This window comes from Streptomyces sp. NPDC102279 (genome assembly GCF_044766365.1).
Classification (GTDB): domain Bacteria; phylum Actinomycetota; class Actinomycetes; order Streptomycetales; family Streptomycetaceae; genus Streptomyces.
Genome location: NZ_JBIWLU010000006.1, coordinates 68,201 through 94,267 on the forward strand (window position 1 = coordinate 68,201; position 26,067 = coordinate 94,267).

The window sequence follows — 26,067 nt, forward strand, 5'->3', positions numbered from 1 at the left end:
GCCGTACGGCTGCTCGGCAACGGGGGCCGGCAGCGGCGGCGCGGCTTCTCGCGATGAGTTCTCGCCGCTCCGGTGGTCTCTTGAAGAGAGGACCACCGGACCGGGAGGACCACATGAGCACGGTGAGCAAGGTCGACGCGGAATTCACTGCGGTGCTGCGGAAGAGCCCCGAGAAGGGCGGCTGGACCTACGTCGTCTGGCCCGAGTCCGTGACGTTCTTCGGGACCCGCGGACTGGTCAAGGTCGGCGGCACGATCGACGGGACGCCGTTTCGCAGCTCGTTCATGGCACTCGGCGACGGCACCCACAAGCTGCCGGTCAAGGCCGAGGTCCGCAGGGCGATCGGGAAGGAGGAGGGCGACACCGTGACCGTGCGCCTCGAGGAGCGGCTCACCGCGTAGCGGCCGGGACCACGGTGTCCGCGCCGGTGACAGCCGCGCGGGCGGCGTCCCGGTACCGGCGCGGGGCGACGCCGGTGGTGCGCTTGAAGGCGTTGCTGAACGCGCTCTCGGAGGTGTAGCCGACCTGCTGGGCGAGCGCCGCGACGGGCGTGCCGCCCTCCCGCAGGGCACGCGCGGCCAGTCCCATCCGCCAGTTCAGCAGGTAGGTCAGGGGCGGCACCCCGACGGCCGCCTTGAAGCGCAGGGCGAACGTGGTCCGGGACATCGCCGCCGCGCGGGCGAGTTCCTCCAGCTGCCAGGGGCGTACCGGATCGGCGTGCATGAGACGCAGGGACGGGGCGAGGCCGTCGTCGGCCAGTCCGCGCAGCCAGCCCGCCGGCAGACCCGGCGTGCCGTCGAGGCAGACCCGCAGCACCTGGACGAGGACGAGCTGGGCCAGCTGGTCCGCGGCGAAGTCGGCGCCCGCCCGGCCCGCGGTCATCTCCGCGAGGAGCTGCCCGATCAGCCAGCTCAGGACAGGCGCCTCGGCCGCCGACGCGCGCAGCCGCATCAGCGGCGGCAGGGCCGCGCGCAGCAGGTCGCCGCTGTCCCGGCTCAGGTCGATGTGGCCGGAGACGGCGACGAAGTCGTCGCCTTCGCCCAGGTGCGCCATGCGACTGCCGGGATCCACGGCCACGTCGGCCGACCGCACCGGCTCCAGTCCGGGATCGCTGCACAGGACGTACGAGCGCCGTCCGTCGGTGACGACGACGTCGCCCGCGTCGATCCGCAGAACCTCGCCGCCGTCCTCGGCGACCAGCAGGCAGCTGCCGCGGACGACCGCGTTGATCTTGAGCTTGTCCCGTCCCCTCAGCCGGATGGACCAGTCACCTCCGGCCGTGAAACCGCCGGAGAAGACACAGCGGGCATCGGCCACGGCCAGGGCGTCGGAGAGGGGATCGGCAGACATGCCTGAACTATCGCGCAAGTATTGCGGACTCTCAAGCATTCATCGTCCCGATCGACGGATCTACGGTGGACGGGACGGCTCAGCGAACGCCCACGCGAGGAGACATCCCATGACCACCGCACAACAGCCCCTGCACTCCGGTTTCGGCCCCGCCTCCACCGCCGAGGAGGTCGCCGCGGGCGTCGACCTGACCGGCCGGGTCGCGATCGTCACCGGCGGCTACTCCGGCATCGGCCTGGAGACGGTCCGCGTCCTGCGTGCCGCGGGGGCCGAGGTCGTCGTACCGGCCCGGGATCCGGCGCGGGCCGCCGCCGCGCTGGACGGGATCGACGGGGTCGAAGTCGCGGCGATGGACCTGATCGACCCGGCGTCGGTGGACGCCTTCGCGGAAGGATTCCTGGCCTCCGGACGGCCCCTGCGCCTGCTCGTGGCGAGCGCCGGGATCATGGCGACGCCGCTGACCCGGGACGCCCGGGGGTACGAGGCGCAGTTCGCGACCAACCACCTGGGCCACTTCCAGCTGGTGTCCCGGCTGTGGCCGGCGCTGCTCGCCGCCGACGGCGCCCGCGTGGTCGTGGTGTCCTCGCGCGGCCACCGGTTCTCCCCCGTCGACCTCGACGACCCGAACTTCGAGCACACCCCGTACGAGCCGTTCCTCGCGTACGGCAGGTCGAAGACCGCCAACGCCCTGTTCGCCGTCGAGCTGGACCGGCGGGGCCGGGCGGAGGGCGTACGGGCCTTCGCCGTGCACCCCGGCACCATCGTCGACACCGGGCTGGCGAAGCACCTCTCCGAGGACGCGCTCCGGGCGGCCGGAGCCGTCGAGGAGGACGGCACGCCCGTACGGGACACCGCCCGGCAGCTGAAGACGGTCCCGCAGGGCGCGGCGACGAGCGTGTGGTGCGCGACCAGTCCCCTGCTGGACGGGCTGGGCGGGGTCTACTGCGAGAACTGCGACATCAGCCCGCTCGTACCGCCGGAGGACCGGGACGCCTGGCTGCGGGACGAGAAGGCGCCGGCCGGCGTCCTCGCGTACGCGGTCGACCCGGAGCAGGCCGCCCGGCTCTGGGATCTCAGCGAACGCCTGACGGCCCGCTGAACCCCGAGGGCCCGACGGCCCGGCACCTGGCACCTGGCACCTGGCACCTGGCACCTGGCCGGACCGTAAGGCCGGGGCCCTTCGGCCGGCCCAGGGTGCTACCGCTTGACCACCTCGTCGATCCGGGCGAGCTCGTCGGCGCCGAACTCCAGGTTGCCGATGGCCGCGACGCTGTCCTCCAGCTGCCGCGGGCTGCTCGCGCCGATCAGGGCGGAGGTCACCCGGCCGCCGCGCAGCACCCAGGCGAGGGCCAGCTGCGCCAGCGACTGGCCGCGCGAGGCGGCGATCTCGTTCAGGGTGCGCAGTCGGCCGACGAGCTCCTCGGTGACCGTGTCCGCGCTCAGGAACGGGCTGTCGCTCGCGGCCCGCGAATCCTCGGGGATGCCGTCGAGGTAGCGGCCGGTGAGCAGCCCCTGCTCCAGCGGCGAGTAGGCGATGGACCCCACCTGCAGTTCGTCGAGCGTGTCCAGCAGGCCCTCGTCCTCGGGACGCCGGTCGAGCATCGAGTAGCGCGGCTGGTGGATGAGCAGCGGGGTGCCCAGTTCGGCCAGGATGCGGGCGGCCTCCCGGGTCTGCTCGGCCGAGTAGTTGGAGACCCCGACGTACAGCGCCTTGCCCTGCTGGACCGCCGAGTGCAGCGCGCCCATCGTCTCCTCCAGGGGAGTCTCCGGGTCGGGGCGGTGCGAGTAGAAGATGTCGACGTAGTCCAGGCCGAGGCGGCCGAGGCTCTGGTCGAGCGAGGACAGCACGTACTTGCGCGAGCCCCATTCGCCGTACGGGCCCGGCCACATCAGGTAGCCGGCCTTCGTGGAGACGACCAGCTCGTCGCGATGGTGCGCGAAGTCGGCCTTCAGCGCGTCGCCGAGGGCGGACTCGGCGGCTCCGGGCGGCGGGCCGTAATTGTTCGCCAGGTCGAAGTGGGTGACGCCCAGGTCGAAGGCGCGGCGCAGGATCGCACGCTGGGTCTCCGCCGGCCGGTCCGGGCCGAAGTTGTGCCACAGGCCGAGCGACAGCGCGGGAAGCTTCAGACCGCTGCGTCCGGTGCGCCGGTAGGGCATGTCCGCGTAACGGTCGGGGTCGGGGGTGTACAACGCGTGCTCCTGGGGGCCGGGGAAAACTGGCCTCCACTCTCGCGTGCTCCCCGGGCATCGGTCCAACGGGAGGATCGGATGGGATTGAGCGCTCCCATCGCTGAATCGGGTCCGGCTCACGCCCCAGGGAGGCCGGTCCGGATCGGTCCTGGACCGCTGCGCCCGGCCGTCTACCCTTGTGCTCCATGGAACTGCGCCACCTACAGCACTTCGTCGCCGTCGCCGAGGACCAGCACTTCACCCGGGCGGCCGAGCGGCTGATGGTGTCACAGTCGGGTCTGTCGTCGTCGATCCGCGCGCTGGAGCGCGAACTCCAGGCGCCCCTGTTCGTGCGCACCACCCGCCGGGTCACCCTCACGGAGGCCGGGCGGGCCCTGCTCGTCGAGGCGGAGCGGATCCTCGCCCAGGTCCGCTCGGCGCACGACGCCGTGGCCGCCGTGCAGGGTGTCCTGCGCGGCACGCTCTCCCTGGGCACCGAGCAGTGCATCGCGGGCGTGCACTGCGCCACCCTGCTCGCGGCGTTCCGGCGGCGGCACCCGGACGTCGAGATCCGGCTCCGCCAGGCGGGTTCCGAGGCGCTGGCCGAGGAGGTCGCGGCGGGCCGCCTCGACCTGGCGTTCGCGGTGCGGACCCGGGCCGACTCCGACCAGCTGCGGTCCGTGCCGCTGACCAGCGAGCCGATGACCGTGCTGTGCCACCCGGAGCACGGCCTCGCGACCGCCGCCGTGGTGACCCCCGAGGAACTGGGCGGGGAGGACTTCGTGGACTTCCACCCGGACTGGGGCCCACGGCGCACCACGGACGCGGCGTTCGCGGCGGCCGGTGTGCAGCGGACGGTGGCCCTGGAGGTCAACGACGTGCACAGCCTCCTGGAACTCGTCCACGAGGGCCTCGGCGTCGCCGTCGTGCCACGCCACTTCGGCCTCAAGCGCGAGGCCGAAGGCCTCACCGCCCTGCCGTTCAAGGGCACCTCGGAGACGTCGTACGAGACCGTCGCCATGCTGCCGCCACCGGAGGCCACGAGCCCCGCAGCCCGCGCCCTCATGGCACTTCTCGACACCCCCGGACAGGGGGGCTGACACCACCCCGGTCCGGGCCCCAGCACTCCTGACCCGGCGCTGCCGCCGCAGCAGACTCGTGGACGACCTTCACGAACTGCCGGGCGGGAGTGCGGACATGACGGATCACACACGACGGACGGTGCTGCGGGGTGCGGCTCTCACCGCGGCGGCCGGCATGGTCGGCGGCGCGGGCCTCCCCGCGGCGGCGGCGACACGCTCGGCCGCGACCGCGTCGCGACCGAGCCACCATCCCTTCCTCGAAGGGGCGTTCAAGCCGGTGACCGAGGAGCTGACCGCCTTCGACCTGCCGGTCACCGGACGCATCCCGCGTGACCTCAACGGCCGCTTCCTTCGCAACGGCCCCAACGTCCTCGGCCTGGAGGACCCGCTCGCCCACCACTGGATGCTCGGCGACGGCATGGTGCACGGGGTGCGGCTGCGTGAGGGGCGTGCCGAGTGGTACCGCAACCGCTGGGTGCGCTCCTCCCAGGTGGCCAGGAAGCTGGGCGAGCCGTACCCGGGCCCGGTGCCGCCGGACGACTTCCCCTGCAACACCCATGTGATCCCGTACCGCGGGCGGATCCTCGCGCTCCAGGAGAGCGGGCCCCTGCCGTACGAGCTCGACCACGACCTGAACACCGTGGGCCCCTACGACTTCCGCGGCACCCTGACGGGAGCCTTCACGGCGCACACCAAGTTCGACGCGGCGGCCGGCGAACTGCACGCCATCGCCTACTACCCGGCCTGGGACCACGTCCGTCATCACGTGATCGACCCCTCGGGCCGGGTCGTACGGACCACCCGCATCCCGGTGGCGGACGCGCCGATGATGCACGACTTCGCGCTCACCGAGAGGTACGTGGTGATCTTCGACCTGCCGGTCACCTTCGACCCCGCGGGCGCCGAGCGCGGCGACCTCGTGCCGTACGTCTGGAACGACCGGCACCCCATGCGGGTCGGGCTGCTGCCCCGGGCCGGAGGCCCCGTCCGCTGGTTCGAGGCCGACCCGGTGTTCTACTCCCACACGCTGAACGCCTACGACGAGGGCGCGTCCGTGGTCGTCGACATGACGACCTATCCGGCGCCCTTCTTCGTGGCGGGCCGCGGCACCGACGGGCCCTACGACGCGGGCACCGCGTCCCTCCGGCGCTGGACGATCGACCCGGTCCAGGGCTGTGTCCGCACCCGCGTCCTCGACGACCGGCCCCAGGAATTCCCGCGCGTCCGCGAGGAGTTGGTGTCCCGACGGCACCGGTACGCCTACACGGCGGCGGCCGCCGACATGACGCTGGCGTATCTCGCGGAGGACGGCAACCCGCCCGACCGGGCCTTCGGGAACGCCCTCATCAAGCACGACCTGCCGCGCGGGAGCACGCAGGTCCACCGGCTGCCGCGGGGCGCCGCGGCCGGGGAGGCCGTCTTCGTCCCGGCGGAGGGCGCGGGCGCCGAGGACGACGGCTACACGCTCGCCTATGTGCACGATCCCGGGCGCGGGGCGGCCGACCTGGTCGTGCTCGCCGCACAGGACTTCACCGGCGAGCCGCTCGCCCGGATCCATCTGCCGGGCCGTGTGCCCCTCGGCTTCCACGGGAGCTGGATCCCGGACGCGTGAACGGCGGGAGGGCCGGGTGCCCCACGGCTCCCGGTCCTCCCGGACTTCCGGACGCAAGGACGGGCCCGATGCGCGATGGTGGACCCATGCATGCAAAGGACATCCTCATCGACGCGTTCGGCCGCATCCAGGAAGAAGTCCATGCCACCGTCGAGGGCCTCCAGCCGGACGCCCTCAACGCCCGTCCCGGCGAGACGGCCAACTCGATCTCCTGGCTGGTCTGGCACCTCACCCGCGTCCAGGACGACCATGTCGCCGACGCCGCCGGAACCGAACAGGTCTGGCTGACCGGGGACTGGTCGAAGCGGTTCGGGCTCGACCTGCCGCGCCGGGACACCGGATACGGTCACACCGCCGCGAAGGTCGCCCGGGTCCGGGTGGAGTCGGGCGAGCTGCTGACCGGCTACCACGACGCGGTTCACGAGCGGACGCTCGAGTTCATCGGCGGCCTGGCCGCCAAGGACCTGGAACGCGTCGTGGACGAGCGCTGGGACCCGGTGGTCACCCTGGGCGTGCGCCTGGTCAGCGTCCTGTCCGACGATCTCCAGCACGTCGGACAGGCCGCCTACGTCCGCGGTCTGGTTCAGCGGGCGTAACCCGGGAGCACGACGTCCTCGATGAGCGCCTTGCGCTCGTCGTAGGGGATGAACGCGCTCTTGACCGCGTTCACCGTGACCGTGCGCAGGTCGTCGATGCCCCAGCCCGCCTCCTCGACGAGCAGCGCCATCTCGCGCGTCATCGTCGTGCCCGACACCAGACGGTTGTCGGTGTTGAGGGTGACGCGGAAGCCCAGGTCACGCAGCGCGGTGATGGGGTGCTCGGCGATGGAACGGGCCGCGCCCGTCTGGAGGTTGGAGGTGGGGCACATCTCCAGTGCGACGCGGTGGTCGCGGACCCAGCCCGCGAGACGGCCGAGCTTGCCGTCCACGATGTCCTCGGTGATGCGCACACCGTGGCCGATGCGCTGGGCGCCGCACACCTGGAGCGCCTGGTGGATGCTGGGCAGACCATGCGCCTCACCGGCGTGGATGGTGAACGGGACGCTCTCGCGCCGCAGGTGCTCGAACGCGGCCAGGTGGTCGGCCGGCGGGAAGCCGTCCTCGGCACCCGCGATGTCGAAGCCGACGACTCCGGCGTCCCGGAACGCCACGGCGAGGTCGGCGATCTCCCGCGTGCGGTCGAACATCCGCATCCCGCACAGCAGCGTGCCGACCCGCACCGGGGTGCCGGCCGCGGCGGCCTTGGCCATACCCGCCGCGAGGCCCTGCTGCACGGTCTCGACGACCTCGGGAAGGTTCAGCCCGCCGTTCACCATCAGCTCGGGCGCGTAGCGCACCTCGCCGTAGACGACACCGTCCTCGGCGAGGTCGAGGACGTACTCCTCGGCCGTGCGCAGCAGGCCCTCGCGGGACTGCATCACCGCGAGGGTGTGCTCGAAGGTGGCTATGTAGCGCACGAGGTCACCGGAGTTGGCGGCCTCGTAGTACCAGTCGGCCAGCGCCTGCGGGTCCGTGGTCGGCAGCTGGTGGCCGACGGTCTGCGCGAGCTCGACCAGGGTGGCCGGGCGCAGGCCGCCGTCGAGGTGGTCGTGCAGCACCGCCTTGGGCAGGCGGCGGATGGTGTCGATGTCGATGCGGGGCGCGGTCATGTGCGGTGTTCCTCGGCAGGTCGTTCGGAGCGGAAGGGTGCGGGAGGTGCGGGGATGCGCCGGGGGCAGGTCACCCGGCGGGCTGGAGCAGGTCCCAGCGGTTGCCGTACAGATCCTGGAAGACGGCCACCGAGCCGTACGGCTCGTGGCGGGGCTCCTCCAGGAAGGTCACGCCGGCGGCGAGCATCCGGGCGTGGTCCCGGGCGAAGTCGTCGGTGTGCAGGAAGAAGCCGACGCGCCCGCCCGTCTGGTCGCCGATCCGGCCGCGCTGCGCCTCGTTCTTGGCACGGGCCAGGAGCAGCCCGGTCCCTCCGCCGCCGGTGCCGGGCTCGACGACGACCCAGCGGGAGCCGTCCGGCCGCGGGGTGTCCTCGGCCAGGCGGAAACCGAGGGCTTCGGTGTAGTGGCGGATCGCCTCGTCGTAGTCGTCGACGACGAGGGTGACCAGGGCGACGCGTCGCATGGGACCTCTCCAGGGTTATACGTAACACGTAGCGTACGGCATCCCGTCAAGTGCTCCGGCGAGAGATTCGGGGCGCGGGTGCCGCCGTCCTCCCGGTGGCCCAGCCCGCCGGGTGGGCCACCGGCTCCGCGTCACCGGTGGCCCACCCGCCGCGACGGCGACGCGGCGCTCACGCGCCGACAGGAGTCAGGCGGCTACAAGAGTCCGTACGGCGACGGGCGGCCCTTCGCCGTGACGGTGCACCGCGCCCGCGCCGTCCTGCCCGTGCGGGGCGGGGGCCGGTGGCGCGGGCGCGCATGGCAGGGTGGTGATCGACTCGGGGCCGGCCCGCCGCGCCCCGCCCGACGCCGTCCCCCACGGAAGTTGAGTGACATGTCCGAGCTGCCGCAGCCGACCGGATCCCCGGCCCACCAGAACGTGACGTTCCCCAGCGCGGGAGGCACCGCGCACGGCTACCTGGCGCTGCCTCCGTCGGGGCGCGGCCCGGGCGTGATCGTCATCCAGGAGTGGTGGGGTCTGACCGACCACATCGCCGACGTCACCGACCGGCTGGCGGCCGAGGGCTTCGTGGCGCTCGCGCCGGACCTGTACGGCGGCAACGTCGCGCACGACAGCGAGGAGGCGTTCCGGATGATGCGGGAGCTGCCCGTCGCGCGCGGCGTGGAGCTGCTCTCCGGGGCGGTCGACCATCTGCTGGGGCTGCCCGAGGTCACCTCGGCGACGGTGGCCTCGGTGGGCTTCTGCATGGGCGGCGGCTTCGTCCTCCAGCAGGCCGCGGCCGACCCGCGGGTGACCGCGGCCGTGCCGTTCTACGGGGTGATCCAGGGCGACATGCCCGACTTCTCGGGCCTCACCGCGCAGATCCTCGGCCACTACGGCGAGGCGGACGACTCCATCCCCCCGGAGAACCTGGACCGGCTCCGCGAGGCGATCGAGGCGCAGTCGGGCATCGTCCCCGACCTGCGCGTCTACCCGGCCGGGCACGCCTTCTTCAACGACCGCCGGCCGACCCACGACGCGAAGTCCGCGGAGCAGGCCTGGAAGAGCACCCTGGCCTTCCTGCACGAGCAGCTGGGCTGACAGCCGGGGCGACACCCTCCCCGGCCCCGCGCGGGTGCGGCCTCCTGACGTACTTCCCGACGACATCCTTTCCGTGCACGGGAGTTACCTGGCAGTAATCGCCGGTGATTTGATGTGCGGCGCCACTCAAGCCCCCCTCACCCTCAGGGAGACCCAGTGCCGCACTTCCCACTGCGCCGTGCGCAGTGCGCAGCCACTCTCGTTCTGTCGCTGACCGCCGCGGGGCTCGCCGGGGCCTCACCCGCGTCTGCGGCCGGGGCGACGACGCCCTTGATGAAGGTGCTGACGTACAACGTCTTCCTCATGAGCAAGAACCTGTATCCCAACTGGGGCCAGGACCATCGGGCCGCCGAGATCCCGAAGACCTCGTTCTTCCGCGGGAACGACGTCGTGGTGCTGGAGGAGGCCTTCGACAACTCGGCGTCGGACGCGCTGAAGAGCGCGGCGGCGGCCGAATACCCGTATCAGACGCCCGTGGTGGGCCGCAGCAGGAGCGGCTGGGACGCCACCGGCGGGGCGTACTCCGCGACGACGCCCGAGGACGGCGGGGTCACCGTGCTGAGCAAGTGGCCGGTCCTGCGCAGGGAGCAGTACGTCTACAAGGACGCGTGCGGCTCCGACTGGTGGTCCAACAAGGGGTTCGCCTATGTGGTGTTGAACGTGAACGGGACCAGGGTCCACGTGATCGGCACGCACGCGCAGTCGACGGACTCCGGGTGCGGCACCGGTGAGGCGGCGTCGATGCGCGGCCGCCAGTTCAAGGCGATCGACGCCTTCCTCGACTCCAAGAACATCCCGGCGGACGAACAGGTGCTGGTGGCGGGCGACATGAACGTCGACTCGCGGAGCACGGAGTACGCCTCGATGCTCGCGGACGCGGGCCTGGTGGGCGCGGACGCGCGGACCGGGCACCCGTACTCCTTCGACACCCGGCAGAACTCGATCGCCCTCGACCGCTACCCGGACGACCCTCGTGAGGATCTCGACTACGTCCTCCACCGGGCGGGGCACGCGCGCCCCGCCGGCTGGACGAACGAGGTCGTCGAGGAGCAGTGCGCGCCCTGGACGGTGTCCAGTTGGGGCACCGACTCCACGTACACGAACCTCTCGGACCACTATCCGCTGAGGGCCTCGGCCGGCTGAGTCGGCGGGCTCCACGGGCCTCCGGGCCCCTGCCCCCGCCTCCGCGTGACCGAGGCGGGTGCCGGGGCCCGGTCTCAGGCCTTCGGGTGCGACGCGTCGAGGCGGGCGAGGTCCGTGTCCGTCAGGCGCAGGGCGCCGGCCGCGATGTTCTCGGCCAGGTGGTCGGGGTTGCCCGTGCCGGGGATGGCGAGCACGTTCGGACCCTGCCGCAGGGTCCAGGCGATGCGGATCTGCGTGGGGGTCGCGTCGTGCGCCGCGGCGACGGCACGCACCTCGGCATCCGTCGCGTCGCCCTCCGGGCCCAGCTCGCCGCCCTTGCCCGCGATGGCGTAGAACGGGACGAAGGCGATGCCGAGTTCGCCGCAGGACCGCAGGAGGGCGTCGTTCTCCGGTGAGGTGCCGCCGAGCCCGTACCGGTTCTGCACGGACACGACGGGGGCGATGGCGCGGGCCTCGTCGAGGTGGGTGATGCCGACGTCGGAGATGCCGAGATGCCGGATCATTCCCGCGTCGCGCAGTTCGGCGAGTGCTCCGAAGTGCTCGGCGATGGAGTCCTGTCGCATACGGCGGAGGTAGACCAGGTCCAGGTGGTCGCGGCCGAGCTGCCGCAGGTTCTCCTCGACGTGGGCGCGCAGTTGGTCGGGGCGGGCCGAGGTGCCCCAGTCCCCCGCGTAGTCGCGGAACGGCCCGACCTTGGTGGCGATGACCAGGTCGTCGGCATACGGGGCGAGCGCGCTGTTGATCAGTTCGTTCGCGGAGCGCAGCGAGGAGAAGTAGAAGGCGGCGGTGTCGATGTGGTCGACGCCCAGTTCGACCGCCCGCCGCAGCACGGCGATCGAGCGCTCGCGGTCGCTCGGCGTCCCGTGGTGGAAGGCCGCGCTGCCCGTCAGCCGCATCGCGCCGAAGCCGATGCGGTTGACGGTGAGGTCGCCCAGGGTCCAGGTGCCCGCGGCGGACGCGGTGATCGTTTCTGCGGTCATCGCGGCAGTTTCGCACACGCCCGGCAGGAGGCCGTTCGGGGAGGCGTGGCCGGTCAGGGCGCACATGGCAGTCGTGCGACGGTGCGGCCGCGGCCGGCTCGGCGTCGCCGGTCAGCGCCCCCGCCACCGGCCTCAGTTGGGGGGCGGCGCGCCGAAGTGGCCTCCGGTGGGCCGGGGTTCAGGTGGTGCCGAGGCGGGCGATCCGCGCGGCGAAGGCGGCGACGTCGGCGACCACGCGTTCCGGCTGTTCCCAGTGGACGGCGTGACCCGTGTTCTCGTACGGGAGGAAGTCGGCTCCGTGGACCGCGTCCAGGACCGTCCGCTGGTCCTCGCGGGTCAGGAAATTGTCCTGCTCGCCCCAGACGACGAGGGTGGGCACCAGGATGCCCGCGAGGGTCGCGCCGAGGTCGGCGTCGAGGAGACCGCGCCCGGTCTCCTGCCAGACGTGGGCCGGGAGTTTGAGGCCCTCCTCGACCATCGTCTCGACGAAGCCGCGGGCGAGCGGGGCCGCGGTCATGCCGGTGACGAACTCCTCGACGAACGCGCGGGGCACGGGGTCGGCGAGCCCGTCCAGGCGCTTTCGCCACGCGTCGGCCGCGGGCTTGTCCGCGAGGGTCCCGGGGACGCCGAGCAGGACGAGCCCGGCGACGCGGTCGGGATGGCTGCCGGCCACGATCCGCGCGGGTATGCCACCGGTGGACGCCGCGACGAGTACGGCGCGCGGGATGTCGGCCGCGTCGAGGAAGGCGACCAGGTCGGCCGCGAAGTCGTCGGGGGCGTAGCCGTCCGGCGGCCGGCCGGCGTCTCCGTGGCCGCGCTGGGTGGGCGCGTATCCGTGCAGGGACGCCGGAAGGCGCCGCAGGAGGGGCTCGAAGGACCACCAGGAGTCGGCGAGACCGTGCACGAAGACGACCGGCGTACCACTGGGGTAGCCGGCTTCGGCGTACGGAAGGGTCAGCCCCTCGTTCACCTGCGCGGACTTCAGGGAGATCACGGTCACGGCGCCCTGCCTCCTTCCGCCCGGCCACCCGGGTCCGGGAACCCGGGAACGGAGAGCGGGCGGCGATCACCTCCGACAGTACCGACGGGAGGCACCCGGCGCGCTGCGGGTGGCCCGACCGGGGCCGGTGGAGCGGTGCGGGCGGGCGCGGGCCGTTCCCGGCGGTCCGGGCCGCCGCGCGAGGGAGGTCGGTGAGTCCGGGCGGACCGGAACGGAGCGATGGGCGCAGGTCCGCCATACACAGGAGCGCGGGGATGGGGTTAGTGTGTCCGTCGTACCGGACACGGGGTGCCCCGTCCGAGGGCTGAGATCACACCCGTCGAACCTGAACCAGTTCGTACTGGCGGAGGGATGTCTTTCATGCCTTTGGCGCATGTTTCCGGCGGGCTGCCCGCCGACAGCCGGCCGACCGTCTTCGACGGGTCGATGCCCGCGGCTCCCGGCGATCTGCGGGTGGAGGGGCACGGCATCGAGCCGGTCCCCGAGAGCAACCGCTACGGCGGGCCCTGGCGCCTGTTCACCGTGTGGTTCGCCCCGAACCTGACGATGACGGGCGTGTTCACCGGCACCATCGGCATCGCGCTCGGCCTGGACTTCGGCACCGCCCTGACGGCGGTCGTCGTCGGGACCGTGATCGGGGCGCTGCCCACCGCCTACCTGAGCACCTGGGGCGGCCTCACCGGCACCGGCCAACTCCCCCTCGCACGGCTCGCGTTCGGCCGGACGGTGGCCCTGCCCGGACTGCTCCAGTGGCTGTCCTCGGTGGCCTGGGACGCGCTGATCGGACTGTTCGGCGGGGACGCGCTGGCGCGGCTGTGCGGCTGGCCCTTCTGGGTCGGGGTTCTCGTGATGATGGCGGCGCAGGGGGCGCTCGGTGTCCTCGGCTACGAGGCCATCCATCGCCTGCAGATCGTCATGACCTTCGTGCTCGCGGTCGCGTTCGCCGTGATCGCCTGGCGGATGCTGGACGGCGTCCACCCCGCCACGACCGGCTCCGCGACCGGCGCGGACCACATGGGGGCGTTCGTACTCACCAGCACCATCGCGCTCAGCCTGTCGCTGTCCTGGGCTCCGTACGCCAGTGACTTCAGCCGCTATCTGCCGCGCGCCACCTCCCGTCCGCGGATGTTCTGGTGCACCCTGCTCGGCCTCGTCGTGTCCTTCGTCGCCGTGCAGGCACTCGGCCTGTGGGGCGCGTCCGTGCTGACCGACCAGACGGCGGCGGGTGTCGAGGAGTTGCTGGGCGGCGGGGCGGCGGGCGCGTTCGGACTGCTCGCCGTGGCGCTGGCGGCGGTGTGCAGCAACGCGATGAACGACTACAGCGGTTCGCTGGCGCTGCAGACCTTGGGTATGCGGATCCCGCGCCCGGTGGCGGCCGCGCTGGCCGCTGCGCTCGGGTTCCCGCTCGTGCTGTGGATGCACGCGTCGGACACCACCGCCCGCTTCCAGAACGTGCTGCTGTTCGTGGGCTACTGGATCCCCGGGTTCGTCGCGATCGTCGTCGTCGACTGGATCGCCCGCGCCCGCGAGCGTGCCGGTGCCCCCGTCGACCTCGCCGTCGAGGCCGCCCGCCCGTTCGCCGCGTGGCCGTCGCTGCTGGCCTTCGTCGCCGCGTTCGGCGCGGCCGTTCCGTTCATGGACACCGGCCTGTACGTGGGTCCGGTGGCCGACGCGCTGCACGGCGCCGACCTCTCCTACTACGTGGCGTTCCTCGTCGCCCTCGCCCTCTACACACCCCTGCGGCTGCGTCGCCGCGCCTAGGACGGCTCCGGAGACCTCGTGTCGTCGAGCCACGCGTCCCGCGGGTCGTGGACCCGTTGCCGTACCCCGAGAGGAACCCTCGTATGACCACGCCGCCCCGCGTCCTGACGATCGCCGGATCCGACTCCGGTGGAGGCGCCGGAATCCAGGCCGACCTGAAGACGATGCTGGCGCTCGGCGCCCACGGCATGAGTGTGCTCACGGCGGTGACCGCGCAGAACTCCGTCGGTGTGCAGGGGGCTTGGGAGTTGTCCGAGGACGCGGTGCGTGCCCAGTACCGCAGCGTCGTCGACGACATCGGCGTCCAGGCCGTCAAGACGGGCATGTTGTCGTCACCCGCCCTCGTCACGACGGTCGCCGAACTCCTGGCGGACGTGGGGGCACCGGTCGTCGTCGACCCGGTGAGCGTCTCCAAACACGGGGACCGACTGCTGGCCGACGACGCGCTCGACGCCGTACGGAACCGGCTGTTGCCGCGGGCGACGGTGGCCACCCCGAACCTCGACGAGGTCGCCCAGCTCACCGGGGTGAAGGTGACGGACGAGGCGGGCATGCGGCAGGCCGCCGACCGACTTCTCGCCCATGGCCCGCGCTGGGTGCTGGTGAAGGGCGGTCATCTGCCGGGAGAGGCCGTCGACCTGCTCACCGACGGGACGGCGGAGCACTGGCTGCGCGCACCCCGCCACGACAACCGGCATACGCACGGCACCGGTTGCACCCTCGCGTCGGCCGTCGCGGTGGGCCTGGCCGAGGGTCTGGCGGTACCGGACGCCGTGCGGCGGGCCAAGGGGTACGTGACCGCGGCGATCGAGGCCGGATTCCCCCTCGGCTCCGGCATCGGACCGGTGGACCACGGATGGGCGCTGCGCCGGGGAGCGTAAGCCGGGCTCGCTCTGCCGGAGTCGGCCGTCGGACCGCCCTCCGGACGGGCCGGACACACACTCTCGTGCACCAGCCGGTGCCGGCGGTGAACATCACGGCCCCCGCCGCGCGTACTGATCGGCACAGCGACAGTCGACTGCTCGCCCGTCAGGTACGCGGGGACGCAGATCCGGATCCAAGGAGCACACCATGAAGGCGACCGCGCAGATCGGCGTCACAGGGCTCGCCGTGATGGGCCGCAACCTGGCCCGCAACTTCGCCCGGAACGGCTACACCGTCGCCGTCCACAACCGCACCCCAGCCCGGACCAAGGCGCTGATCGAGGAGTTCGGGCACGAGGGGGCCTTCGTGCCCGCCGAGTCCGCCGAGGAGTTCGTCGCGGCACTGGAACGCCCCCGCCGTCTGATGATCATGGTGCAGGCGGGTTCGGCCACCGACGCGGTCATCGACGAGTTCGTCCCGCTCCTCGAGGACGGCGACATGATCATCGACGGGGGCAACGCGCACTTCACCGACACCCGCCGCCGCGAGCAGTCGCTGCGCGAGCGCGGCATCCACTTCGTCGGCGCCGGAGTGTCCGGCGGCGAGGAGGGTGCCCTGCACGGGCCGAGCATCATGCCCGGCGGCTCACCGGAGTCGTACGCCTCGCTCGGCCCGATGTTCGAGTCCATCAGCGCCAAGGTGGACGGCGAGCCCTGTGCCACCCACATCGGCACGGACGGCGCCGGCCACTTCGTGAAGATGGTGCACAACGGCATCGAGTACGCCGACATGCAGCTGATCGGTGAGGCCTACGACCTGCTCCGCCGGGTGGGCGGCTACACGCCCGCGCAGATCGCGGAGATCTTCCGGCGCTGGAACAGGGGCCGTCTCGACTCGTACCTGATCGAGATCACCGCCGAGGTCCTCGCGCACAAGGACGCGGCCACCGGGGAACCGTTCGTGGACGTCGTGGTCGACGCCGCGGGGCAGAAGGGCACCGGCCGCTGGACGGTGCAGACCGCCCTCGACCTCGGCTCCCCGGTCACCGCCATCGCGCAGGCGACCTTCGCGCGCGCCGCCTCCAGTCAGGCCGCTCTGCGTGCCGCCTACCGCGACCTGCCCGGCGGCACCCACTGGGACCTGTCCGCGACGGAGGCCGAGCGGTTCACCAGCCAGGTCGAACACGCCCTGTACGCCTCGAAGTTGATCGCCTACGACCAGGGCTGGAAGATGATCCTGGACGCTGCCGCCGAGTACGGCTGGGACATCGACCTCGGCGAGGTGGCGAAGATCTGGCGCGGCGGCTGCATCGTCCGGGCCGCGTTCCTCGACCGGATCCGGGCCGCCTACGCCGTCGATCCGGGCCTCGTCAGCCTGCTCTCGGACGCGGGCTTCGCGACCGAGATCAAGGACGCGCAGGTTCCGTGGCGCGAGGTCGTCGCCACGGCCGCCCGCAGAGGCGTTCCGGTGCCCGCCTTCTCCGCCGCCCTGTCGTACTACGACACCCTGCGCGCCGACCGGCTGCCCGCCGCCCTCACCCAGGGCCAGCGGGACTTCTTCGGCGCCCACACCTACCGGCGCACCGACCGCGAGGGCAGCTTCCACACCCTCTGGGGGGAGAGCTCGCGGGAGGAGACCGAGGTGCTGTGACACCTCCGGGGACCAGGGCCGACGCCCGGTCTGCCGGGCGTCGGCAGGACGGAGCCCCGGCAGGTTCGGCCGGTCCCGGCGGTGCGCCCCGCGTCGCCCGCTCGGGCCGGCCGCCGGACCGCCGGTCTTCGCCGCAGCCGGCGCCGGGGCCCCGGCCGTGAACGCACCGCCACGGGCGCGAGTCGGACGGCGGCGGTCCGCGACGGCAGGACGAGCCGCCCCCGGCGTCCGATCCGACGCCGTCCGCCATCGGCACCGCCCCCCGGCATCGCCCGCCTGACCGGGCCTGATGCCGCCGCACGACGCCGACCGGTCCGCGTCCTCGGGCCGGTCGGCCACCGCCCCCGCTCGCGCCCGTCCCGATCCGCTTGCACTGTTGGGGGTGTAGCTAGGAGGTGCGGTGCCATGCGCGGAGCACAGGGAGCACAGGGTGCGAGGCAGTGGTGCTGGCGCTGGCGGAGGAATCCGCTGCGGCGCCGGGACGACGTCCTCGAGGCGTGGATCGTGCTGATCGTCTGGACGGTGATCCTGCTGGGCGGCGCCCTCGCCGGCCTGATGACGGCCCGCGCCGCCGAAGAGTCCTTCGACCGCCTGCGCAACGACCGGCACCCCCTCCCGGCCGTGCTGGTGGACAGCACCGGCTCGACGGTGCCGTCCGGTGAGGGATCGGGCTACGAACAGGTCCGGGCGGCGGTGCGATGGACCGCTCCGGACGGCTCGCCCCGGACCGACCGCGCCCTGGTGGACGCCGGGCACAAGGCCGGCTCGCACGTCGTGATCTGGATGAACGGCAAGGGGCAGCTCACCGGCGCGCCGCCCACCACCGGCGCGGCGGCCACCGAGGCGGGCCTGCTCGGAGCGGGCGCGGCGGTGGCCCTCGGCGGGGTGGCCCTCGCCGTCGGCGGATTCGCCCGCTGGCGGCTCGACCAGCGTCGCTACGACCGATGGGCACGCGAGTGGGAACGGCTCGGGCCGCAGTGGGGGCACAAGACACCGTGACGGCTGTCCGGCCGCACCCCACCGCTGACCCTCTCCCGTCGGTCATCCCCTGATCCGGGCACGTCTCCCGGCCCTGGACCGACCGGCTCGCCCCGTTCTCCGGTCTCCGTTCTCCGGTCTCCGTTCTCCGTTCTCCGTTCTCTGTTTCCCGTTCTGCGTTTCCCGTCCCGCTCAGCCGCTCCACGTCCAGTCCGCGACCTCGGGCAGGTCGGTGCCGTGCTCGCGGATCCAGACGTGGTGGCGGGAGCGGGCGTCCTCCATCCGCTGGCGCACGGTGGCGGCGCGGACGCCGAGACCCGGGACGCGGTCGATGACGTCCATGACGAGCCGATAGCGGTCCAGATCGTTGCGGACGACCATGTCGAACGGTGTCGTCGTGGTGCCCATCTCCTTGTAGCCGCGCACATGGAGGTTCGCGTGGCCGTTGCGGCGGTAGGCGAGGCGGTGGATGAGCCAGGGGTAGCCGTGGTACGCGAAGATCACCGGTTTGTCGGCGGTGAACAGCCCGTCGTACTCGAAGTCGCTCATACCGTGCGGGTGTTCCTCGCGCGGCAGCAGCCGGGTCATGTCGACGACGTTGACGACCCGGAAGGTGACATCGGGCAGATGGCGCCGGAGCAGATCGGCGGCTGCCAGGACCTCCTGGGTGGGGACGTCGCCCGCACAGGCGAGCACGACCTCCGGTTCACGCTCGACGCCGGGCGAGCCCGCCCACTCCCAGATGCCGGCGCCGCGCGCGCAGTGGTCGCGGGCCTGGTCCATCGACAGCCAGTCGAAGCAGGGCTGTTTGCCGGCGACGACGACGTTCACGTAGTCGCGGCTGCGCAGGACGTGGTCCGCCACGGACAGCAGGGTGTTGGCGTCCGGCGGCAGGTAGACCCTGACGACTTCGGGGCTCTTGTTCAGGACGTGGTCGACGAAGCCGGGGTCCTGGTGCGAGAAGCCGTTGTGGTCCTGGCGCCAGACATGCGACGTCAGAAGGTAGTTGAGGGAGGCGATGGGGGCGCGCCATGCCAACTCACGTGAGGTCTTGAGCCACTTGATGTGCTGGTTGACCATCGAGTCGACGATGTGCACGAACGCCTCGTAGCAGGAGAACAGGCCGTGCCGGCCGGTGAGGAGGTAGCCCTCCAGCCATCCCTGGCAGAGGTGTTCGGACAGCACCTCCATGACGCGGCCGTGCCGTTCGAGGTGTTCGTCCACCGGAAGGGTCTCGGCCTGCCAGGCCTTGCCGCTGGCGCGGAACACGGCGTCCAGACGGTTGGAGGCGGTCTCGTCGGGGCCCACGAGCCGGAAGTCGCGGCGGTCCGTGGTCTCCCGCATGACGTGTTCGAGGAGGTCGCCCAGGACCCGGGTCGGCTCGTGCTGGGTGGCGCCCGGATGGTCGACGGGGACGGCGAAGCGGTCCAGGGGCGGCAGCGGCAGATCCCGGACGAGCAGGCCGCCGTTGGCGTGCGGGGTGGCACCGAGCCGCCGGTCGCCGTCGGGCACGCAGGCCAGCACGTCGGCGACCGGGCGCCCCTCGTCGTCGAAGAGTTCCTCGGGGCGGTAGGAGTGCAGCCACGCCTCCAACTGCCTCAGGTGCTCCGGGTTCTCGCGGACCTGGGCCAGGGGCACCTGGTGAGCGCGCCAGGTGCCCTCGACGGGCTCGCCGTCGACCACGGCGGGGCCGGTCCAGCCCTTCGGGGTGCGCAGCACGATCATGGGCCAGCGGGCGCGCTCGGTCACGCCCTCCTCGCGCGCCGTGCGCTGGAGGATCGCGATCCGGTCGAGTGCCCGGTCGAACGCCGCGGCCATGGCGCGGTGCACCTCGGCGGGGTCGTCGCCGGTGACGTGGATCGGGTCGTGGCCGTATCCGCGCAGCAGCTCGTCGAGTTCCTCCTCGGGGAGCCGGGCGAGCACGGTCGGGTTGGCGATCTTGTAGCCGTTGAGGTGCAGGATCGGCAGGACCGCGCCGTCGTTGACCGGGTCGAGGAACTTGTTGGAGTGCCAGGACGCGGCCAGTGGTCCGGTCTCCGCCTCGCCGTCGCCGATGACGCAGGTGACCAGCAGGTCCGGGTTGTCGAGGGCGGCACCGTAGGCGTGGGCGAGGGAGTAGCCGAGTTCGCCGCCCTCGTGGATCGAACCCGGTGTCTCGGGCGCTACATGGCTCGGGACGCCGCCGGGGAAGGAGAACTGCCGGAAGAGCTTCCCCATGCCCTCGGCGTCGCGGGACACGGAGGGGTAGGTCTGGCTGTAGCTGCCCTCGAGCCAGGAGTTGGCCAGCACGGCCGGCCCGCCGTGACCCGGCCCCCACACGCACAGCGCGTCGATCCCACGTGCCTTGACGACCCGGTTGAGGTGGGTGTGGACGAGGTTGAGGCCGGGCGACGTACCCCAGTGGCCGAGGAGGCGGGGCTTGATGTGGTCGGGGGTCAGGGGCTCGGTGAGGAGCGGGTTCGCGAGCAGGTAGATCTGGCCCACGGCAAGGTAGTTGGCGGCCCGCCAGTGGGCGTCGAGAGTCCGGAGTTCGTCGTCCGTCAGTGCGGTGCTGTCCTGGTGTTCGGCCTCGGGCATGGTGACTCCGTACGTCATCGGGCTACGGCGGCGAGCAGGGCGTCGGGGAGCACGTCGGCGGGGCGGGCGGCGCGGGTCACCGGGAGTGGGGCGCCGTGCGGGTCGGGTGAGGGGCAGGCACCGGAGAACCGTGCCCGCTCGGTCCACGGTTCCGGTGAGCGGTGCGGAGGGGCGGACGACCACGGCGGTCACCCTCCCTCGCCGGGGTCGAAGACGATCCGGGGCGCGCGCCGCCGATCCTCGCGCAGCGCACGGCCGGACGACCCGGCCCGCCCACGCCGGGGGCGGCCGCCGACTGGCCGGCTCTGACACCGGCGGCCTTCAGGGCCTTGTACGTGGTGGCGCCGGCGCAGGTCAGCGGGCCGCGTCCAGCGGCTCGATCCCGTGGGGCACCGGCTGTGCCAGGTCGGCCCAGGCGGGCATCTTCTCGGCGCAGTCGCCGCCGCACCCGTATCCGGTGTTTGATCCGTCGCTCGCGCGGCGTCTCCCCGCCGGAGAGGCAGTGCTCGCGGCGTCCGCAGGTCCTGCCCGGCCAGGGCACGGCGACCCGCTGTCCCGGCGTCAGGTGGGTGACGGCGTCGCCCAGTGCCGCGACCAGGCCGACACCCTCGTGTCCGGGCACGAACGGCCGGCCCGGCCTGACCGGCCAGTCCCCGCGGGCCGCGTGGATGTCGGTGTGGCACAGCCCGGAGGCCTCCGCCCGGCCCCGGACCGGCCCGGGCCCCGGCTCGGGGTCGGGGCACTGCTCGAAGACCGGCGGCTCACCGAACGCCCGGACGACTGCTGCCTTCATCGAAGCCTCTCCTCGCGCACGCACGTGCCCTCGATACGGTGCCCGCAACCGCGCAGATCCGCAGCGCCATACCGCCGATCAGGGCCCGCCCGATCCCGGGCGGGCCCTGCGGTGGACGGTGTTCCGGCCGCGTCTCACCCCTCGTGTGACGAGGGGCGAGACGAGGGGTGAGGCGTGTGGAGAGTCGTGGACGGGCCGACGAGGCTTCGCCTTCTGCTTCCGTCGGCCCGTCGCACGCCTCGGACCGCTCAGGCCAGCGGCTTCTCCAGCACGGCCTTGCGGTGGCTGAACGTCTCGATCGAGTACCGGCCGTGGTAGCTGCCCATGCCGCTCTCGCCGACGCCACCGAAGGGGAGGTCGGAGACGGTCAGGTGGGCGAGCGGCAGTCCGAAGCCGAGGCCGCCGGAGGACGTCTCGGCGGCGATCCGCTCCCGGGTGGTGGCCGACTCGGTGAACACGTACAGCGCGAGCGGCTTGTCGCGGTCGTTGATGAAGCCGATGGCCTCGTCGAGGTCCGTCACGGTGACGACCGGCAGGATCGGGCCGAAGATCTCCTCGCCCATCACGGGGGACTTCGGGTCGACGTCGGCGAGAACGGTCGGCGCGATGTACTTGGCGGCCCGGTCGCTGTCACCGCCGGTTACGGTGCGGCCGGAGCCGAGCAGTCCGGTGAGCCGGTCGAAGTGGCGCTCGTTGACGATCCGCCCGAACGCGGCGGACTCCTTCGGCTCGGGGCCGAAGAGCGCCGCGACGGCCTCGGCGAGCTTCGGCTCCAGTGCGCGGGCGGTCTCGGGGTCGGTGAGGACGTAGTCGGGCGCGACGCAGGTCTGCCCGGCGTTGAGGAACTTGCCGCGCACGAGCCGGTCGGCGACGACGGCCAGATCGGTGCCGCGGTCGACGAACGCCGGTGACTTGCCGCCGAGTTCGAGGGCGACGGGGGTGAGGTGCTCGGCGGCTGCACGCATGACGATCCGTCCGACCGTGCCGTTGCCGGTATAGAAGATCTGGTCGAAACGCTCGGCCAGCAGGGCCGTCGTCTCGGGTACAGCGCCCTCGACGACGGCCACCGCGTCGGTGTCGAGGTACTGCGGGAGGAGGCGGGCCAGGGCGGCGGAGGTGGCCGGCGCCAGTTCGCTGGGCTTGGCGACCACCGCGTTGCCCGCGGCCAGCGCGCCGAGCATCGGGGTGAGGAGGAGCTGGACCGGATAGTTCCAGGGGGCGATGACGAGGACGACTCCCAGCGGGTCGTACCGCGTCCAGGCCGTGGCGTCCGTGCCGAGGTGCGCGGGGACCGGCGCCGGCTCGGGGCGCAGCCAGCCGTCGAGGTGCTCCAGGGTGTGGTCGATCTCGCGCACGGTGAAGTCGATCTCGGTACGGAAGGCTTCCGCGGAACTCTTGCCGAGGTCCTCGCGGAGGGCGGCGGCCAGCTCCTCGCCGTGCGCGGTGAGCAATTCGCGCAGCCGGCCCAGCTGCCCGGTGCGCCAGGAGAGCGGCTGGGTGCGGCCGGAGCGGAAGGCGGCGCGCAGCCGGGCGACGGTGTCGGCGGGCTCTTCGGTGGTCGAGTGATTCACGGTGCCTCGCTGGTCGGGGCGCGGTCCGGGGGCCGGACGCGCACGTGATCCGTGGCCGGCAGGGGGCACCGGCCACAGCTGGATGTATATGCCAACCTTTCACGGAGGGTGCGCATTCCGGGCTCGTGCCACTACTTTCCGTGACCTCGCGCTTCAGAGCGTGCTGCGCGCGCCCGTCGCGTCGAGCGTCTCGGCCAGCCGCTCCAGCAGGGAGCGCAGCAGCGCGTCGTCCCCGTCGTCCAGCACCGGCCACCGCGCCCGGACCTCGCGGTCGACGCGCCGCCAGTACGTCACGCCCCGCGGCGTGAGGTGGGCGAGGACGCGGCGCCGGTCGTGCGGATCGATCCGCCGGTAGACGAGGTTCTGGTCGACGAGATGGTCGATCAGCTTGGTGAGGGTGGCCGGGGGCAGGAAGACGGCCTCGGCGACGGCGGTCATGGGGTGGCCTGCGCCGTCGGAGAGCAGGACGAGCACCCGCCAGGCGTCGAGGGAGCAGCCGTCCTCGTCCAGGACGGCGCGCAGCCGCCGCGCGGCGAGACGCTCGGCCCGCGTCAGCAGGTGCATCAGGTCCTGGGGCTGACGCGGCGATGAGGTCGGCATCCTGCTCCTCGCTCCCGTGGGGGTGTACATGCTACGAGACGGATTGGAGTTCACCGTGAGGAGCCGGAATCATGACGCCATGTTCCGGCCCGCTTCGCCTTTGCCCGAGTGGTTCACGGCAGACGACTCCGTGTTCGGGGTGGCTCTCGTCTTCCCGCTGCAGGGACCGGCGGGCATGTTCGGGCCCGCCTGCGAGTTGTGCGCGCAGTTGGCGGCGGAGGAGGTCAACAGGGCGGGTGGGGTGCTCGGCAGGGAGTTGCGGCTGCTGCCGGTGGACGGCGGTGGCACACCGCGCGAAGTGGCCGACCACGTCGAGGCGTTGGTGGACGTGGGAGCCGTCCAGGGGGTGACGGGCTGGCACATCTCGTCGGTGCGCCAGGCACTCGCGCCCAGGATCGCCCACCGCGTGCCCTACGTGTACACCGCGCTGTACGAGGGCGGCGAGCGGACGGCCGGCGTCTTCCTCACCAGCGAGACGCCGCGTGACCAGTTACGCCCGGCCATGCGCCTGTTGGCGCAAGAGCGGGGTCTGCGGCGCTGGTTCGTGGTGGGCAACGACTACGTGTGGCCGCGCCGCACGGCCCGGGCCGCCCACGGGTACGCCCGGGAGTCCGGCGGCAGCGTGCGAGGAGAGGTGTATCTGCCGCTGGGCACACACGATTTCGGGGCAGTCCTGCGCCGCATCGAGCGCACGGACGCGGACGGTGTCATCGTGCTGCTGGTCGGGAGTGACGCGGTGCGCTTCAACCGGGCGTTCGCCGCGGCGGGACTCGACGCCCGGTGCGTCAGGCTGAGCACGCTGATGGACGAGAACATGCTGATGGCCAGCGGCCCTTCGGCGACCTCCGACCTCTACAGCACGGCCGGGTTCTTCGCCTCGCTGGCCAACCCGGGCACCCTCGACTTCCACGGGCAGTACGCCGACCGGTTCGGGACCGAGGCTCCGGCCCTCGGCAGTCTCGGCGAATCCTGTTACGAGGGCGTGCTGTTGCTGGCCGCGCTCATCGGCCGGGCGAGGACCCTCGACGTGTCCGCGATCGGCGCGGCGGCCGAGACCGTGTCGTACGAGGGACCGCGTGGGCTGCTGCATCTGCGGGACGGCCATGTACGCCAACGGATCTATCTGGCGCGGGCGGAGGGGCTGGACTTCGACGTGGTCGCCGAGCTCGACCTTCACGAACCCCGCCCTTGACAGCCCGTCACGTCCGCCAAGATACTTCCCGCAGGAACTAATCAGAATGCCTTGGGCGCATCATGAATTCGGCTGCCGAATTCCGTCCGGGGCATTTTTCTGTTGCCCCGGCGTTCCCCGCCGAAACCCCCATGAGAGCGGGAAGATACGGCCGGGAAAGTACAGTGAAACACCATGGAAACAGGGTGACTTGAGGCTGTGGACCGCACTTCAGGAGGTTGTCTCCTCCACAGCCCGAGGGGGTTCTATTGTCCAGCGGTACCCGTATTCTGCGACGCCGGATGGCAGCCGGCGCCGCCGCACTCGCGGCCGTCGTCGCGCTCTCCGCATGCGGCGCCAAGACCGACGCGGGCGGCACGTCCGACAAGGCCGCGCAGGCGGACGTCGGCGGCGACACCGTCAAGGTGGGCCTGCTCAACTCGCTGTCGGGCACGATGGCGATCAGCGAGGTGACCGTCCGCGACTCGCTGAAGCTGGCCATCGACGAGATCAACGCCTCGGGCGGGGTGCTCGGCAAGAAGATCAGGCCGATCAGCGAGGACGGCGCCTCGGACTGGCCGACCTTCGCGGAGAAGGCCGGCAAGCTGATCAGGGAGGACCGGGTCGCGGCCACCTTCGGCTGCTGGACCTCCGCGAGCCGCAAGGCGGTCAAGCCGGTCTTCGAGAAGAACAAGTCGCTGCTCTTCTACCCCGTGCAGTACGAGGGTCTCGAACAGTCGCCCTACATCTTCTACACCGGCGCGACCACCAACCAGCAGATCGTCCCGGCCCTCGACTACCTCAGGTCCCAGGGGAAGAAGCGCATCTACCTGGTGGGGAGCGACTACGTCTTCCCGCGTACCGCCAACAAGGAGATCAAGGCGTACGCGAAGGCCAACGGCATGACGGTGCTCGGTGAGGACTACGCGCCGCTCGGCTCCACCGAGTTCAGCACGATCGCCAACAAGGTGAAGGCGTCGAAGGCGGACGCGGTCTTCAACACCCTGAACGGCGACTCGAACGTGGCCTTCTTCAAGGAGTACAAGTCCGCCGGCCTGACGGCCAAGGGCATGCCGGTCGTCTCGGTGTCGATCGCCGAGGAGGAGGTCAAGTCGATCGGCGCGCAGTATCTGGCGGGCCAGCTGACGGCCTGGAACTACTACCAGACCACCGCGGGGGCGGCGAACACCAAGTTCGTCAAGGCGTACAAGGCCAGGTACGGCAAGGACAAGCCGACCAGTGACCCGATGGAGGCCGCGTACACCTCGGTCTACCTGTGGAAGGCGATGGTCGAGAAGGCGAAGTCCTTCGACCCCGAGAAGGTGAAGGCCGCCTCCGACGGCATCACCTTCGACGCCCCGGAGGGCAAGGTCACCGTCGACGGCGTGACCCAGCACATCTACAAGACCGCCCGCATCGGCAGGGTCGGCTCCGACGGGCTGATCGAGCAGGTCTGGGACTCCGGCAAGCCGATCAAGCCGGACCCCTACCTGAAGGGGTACGACTGGGCCTCCGGCCTCTCCTGACCACCCGTCGCGGGGGGGCCTCGGCGCCGAGGCCCCCGCGTCCCGACTC

Annotated in this window: 22 protein-coding genes, 1 pseudogene and 1 riboswitch; of the genes and pseudogenes, 13 read left to right on the top strand and 10 right to left on the bottom strand. The window is 72.1% G+C overall.

The features are described 5' to 3' along the window. The first annotated feature begins 113 nt into the window (after positions 1–113). The gene (locus tag ACIRQH_RS15905; RefSeq protein ID WP_358820289.1) at positions 114–401 is read left to right on the top strand and encodes a DUF1905 domain-containing protein; all 288 of its coding nucleotides are present in this window, start codon (positions 114–116) and stop codon (positions 399–401) included. Here ACIRQH_RS15905 and ACIRQH_RS15910 read toward each other — a convergent pair. Continuing rightward, positions 391–1,350 (bottom strand): AraC family transcriptional regulator, encoded by a 960-nt coding sequence (locus tag ACIRQH_RS15910; protein WP_404226236.1) that lies wholly within the window; start codon positions 1,348–1,350, stop codon positions 391–393. The genes ACIRQH_RS15905 and ACIRQH_RS15910 overlap by 11 nt on opposite strands. Positions 1,351–1,459: 109 nt before the next feature. On the opposite strand from ACIRQH_RS15910, the gene ACIRQH_RS15915 reads away from it, so the two are divergent. After that, positions 1,460–2,449 (top strand): oxidoreductase, encoded by a 990-nt coding sequence (locus ACIRQH_RS15915; protein WP_404226239.1) that lies wholly within the window; start codon positions 1,460–1,462, stop codon positions 2,447–2,449. Positions 2,450–2,547: 98 nt separating this feature from the next. On the opposite strand, the gene mgrA is transcribed toward ACIRQH_RS15915, so the two are convergent. Continuing rightward, entirely contained in the window at positions 2,548–3,540 is a 993-nt protein-coding gene (mgrA, locus tag ACIRQH_RS15920) for an L-glyceraldehyde 3-phosphate reductase (RefSeq protein WP_358820286.1), read from the bottom strand. A 185-nt stretch (positions 3,541–3,725) separates the two neighbouring features. Here mgrA and ACIRQH_RS15925 point away from each other — a divergent pair, with 185 nt between their 5' ends. The 3 genes from ACIRQH_RS15925 (at position 3,726) to ACIRQH_RS15935 (ending at position 6,809) form a co-directional block, all read left to right on the top strand. After that, positions 3,726–4,619 carry a LysR family transcriptional regulator gene (locus ACIRQH_RS15925; RefSeq protein ID WP_358820285.1) on the top strand — a complete coding sequence of 298 codons (894 nt, stop codon included), beginning with the start codon at positions 3,726–3,728 and terminating at the stop codon, positions 4,617–4,619. Between the two features lie 97 nt (positions 4,620–4,716). Further along, entirely contained in the window at positions 4,717–6,213 is a 1,497-nt protein-coding gene (locus ACIRQH_RS15930) for a carotenoid oxygenase family protein (RefSeq protein ID WP_388872751.1), read from the top strand. A gap of 86 nt (positions 6,214–6,299) precedes the next feature. Continuing rightward, positions 6,300–6,809, top strand: coding sequence for a DUF664 domain-containing protein (locus ACIRQH_RS15935; protein ID WP_358820283.1), 510 nt, complete (start codon positions 6,300–6,302; stop codon positions 6,807–6,809). Here ACIRQH_RS15935 and ACIRQH_RS15940 read toward each other — a convergent pair. Then, entirely contained in the window at positions 6,797–7,861 is a 1,065-nt protein-coding gene (locus tag ACIRQH_RS15940; protein WP_388934405.1) for an adenosine deaminase, read from the bottom strand. The two genes, ACIRQH_RS15935 and ACIRQH_RS15940, sit on opposite strands and share 13 nt — an antisense overlap. A 70-nt stretch (positions 7,862–7,931) precedes the next feature. After that, complete coding sequence (locus ACIRQH_RS15945; RefSeq protein WP_358820281.1) at positions 7,932–8,324, bottom strand: VOC family protein; 393 nt, start codon at positions 8,322–8,324, stop codon at positions 7,932–7,934. 372 nt (positions 8,325–8,696) lie between these two features. On the opposite strand from ACIRQH_RS15945, the gene ACIRQH_RS15950 reads away from it, so the two are divergent. Both ACIRQH_RS15950 and sph read left to right on the top strand, forming a co-directional pair. Next, positions 8,697–9,404: a dienelactone hydrolase family protein gene (locus ACIRQH_RS15950; RefSeq protein WP_404226243.1), complete on the top strand. Its 708-nt coding sequence runs from the start codon at positions 8,697–8,699 to the stop codon at positions 9,402–9,404. A gap of 156 nt (positions 9,405–9,560) precedes the next feature. Next, on the top strand, positions 9,561–10,547 hold the full coding sequence (gene sph, locus ACIRQH_RS15955) for a sphingomyelin phosphodiesterase (RefSeq protein WP_404226246.1): 987 nt from the start codon (positions 9,561–9,563) through the stop codon (positions 10,545–10,547). A gap of 74 nt (positions 10,548–10,621) precedes the next feature. Here the strand turns inward: sph and ACIRQH_RS15960 are convergent, their stop codons facing one another. Next, positions 10,622–11,527 (bottom strand): aldo/keto reductase, encoded by a 906-nt coding sequence (locus ACIRQH_RS15960; protein ID WP_404226249.1) that lies wholly within the window; start codon positions 11,525–11,527, stop codon positions 10,622–10,624. Positions 11,528–11,705: 178 nt separating this feature from the next. Continuing rightward, positions 11,706–12,527, bottom strand: a complete 822-nt coding sequence (locus ACIRQH_RS15965) for an alpha/beta fold hydrolase (protein WP_404226252.1) — start codon at positions 12,525–12,527, stop codon at positions 11,706–11,708. A 274-nt stretch (positions 12,528–12,801) separates the two neighbouring features. Further along, positions 12,802–12,896, top strand: a riboswitch (TPP riboswitch). Here ACIRQH_RS15965 and ACIRQH_RS15970 point away from each other — a divergent pair. From ACIRQH_RS15970 to ACIRQH_RS15985, 4 genes are all read left to right on the top strand, one after another. After that, on the top strand, positions 12,888–14,288 hold the full coding sequence (locus ACIRQH_RS15970; RefSeq protein WP_388872768.1) for a purine-cytosine permease family protein: 1,401 nt from the start codon (positions 12,888–12,890) through the stop codon (positions 14,286–14,288). (Overlaps the previous riboswitch by 9 nt.) Before the next feature lie 83 nt (positions 14,289–14,371). Beyond that, positions 14,372–15,169, top strand: coding sequence for a bifunctional hydroxymethylpyrimidine kinase/phosphomethylpyrimidine kinase (gene thiD, locus ACIRQH_RS15975; protein WP_388872771.1), 798 nt, complete (start codon positions 14,372–14,374; stop codon positions 15,167–15,169). Between the two features lie 190 nt (positions 15,170–15,359). Continuing rightward, positions 15,360–16,802, top strand: a complete 1,443-nt coding sequence (gene gndA, locus ACIRQH_RS15980; RefSeq protein WP_358822375.1) for an NADP-dependent phosphogluconate dehydrogenase — start codon at positions 15,360–15,362, stop codon at positions 16,800–16,802. A 405-nt stretch (positions 16,803–17,207) separates the two neighbouring features. Continuing rightward, entirely contained in the window at positions 17,208–17,801 is a 594-nt protein-coding gene (locus tag ACIRQH_RS15985; RefSeq protein ID WP_404226255.1) for a hypothetical protein, read from the top strand. 171 nt (positions 17,802–17,972) lie between these two features. Here ACIRQH_RS15985 and ACIRQH_RS15990 read toward each other — a convergent pair whose 3' ends face one another. The 4 genes and pseudogenes from ACIRQH_RS15990 to ACIRQH_RS16005 all read right to left on the bottom strand — a co-directional run bounded on the left by ACIRQH_RS15990 (position 17,973) and on the right by ACIRQH_RS16005 (position 23,321). Next, complete coding sequence (locus tag ACIRQH_RS15990) at positions 17,973–20,357, bottom strand: phosphoketolase (RefSeq protein WP_388934374.1); 2,385 nt, start codon at positions 20,355–20,357, stop codon at positions 17,973–17,975. A gap of 223 nt (positions 20,358–20,580) precedes the next feature. Beyond that, positions 20,581–21,150: pseudogene (locus tag ACIRQH_RS15995) on the bottom strand (alcohol dehydrogenase catalytic domain-containing protein); the annotation flags it as partial. Between the two features lie 248 nt (positions 21,151–21,398). Next, complete coding sequence (locus ACIRQH_RS16000) at positions 21,399–22,721, bottom strand: aldehyde dehydrogenase family protein (RefSeq protein ID WP_388872774.1); 1,323 nt, start codon at positions 22,719–22,721, stop codon at positions 21,399–21,401. Between the two features lie 153 nt (positions 22,722–22,874). Then, entirely contained in the window at positions 22,875–23,321 is a 447-nt protein-coding gene (locus ACIRQH_RS16005; protein ID WP_358822371.1) for a MarR family transcriptional regulator, read from the bottom strand. A 79-nt stretch (positions 23,322–23,400) separates the two neighbouring features. Between ACIRQH_RS16005 and ACIRQH_RS16010 the strand changes: the two genes are divergently transcribed. After that, the gene (locus tag ACIRQH_RS16010) at positions 23,401–24,513 is read left to right on the top strand and encodes a substrate-binding domain-containing protein (RefSeq protein ID WP_404226258.1); all 1,113 of its coding nucleotides are present in this window, start codon (positions 23,401–23,403) and stop codon (positions 24,511–24,513) included. Positions 24,514–24,794: 281 nt separating this feature from the next. Continuing rightward, positions 24,795–26,018, top strand: a complete 1,224-nt coding sequence (gene urtA / locus ACIRQH_RS16015) for an urea ABC transporter substrate-binding protein (RefSeq protein WP_404226260.1) — start codon at positions 24,795–24,797, stop codon at positions 26,016–26,018. Positions 26,019–26,067: the final 49 nt, after the last annotated feature.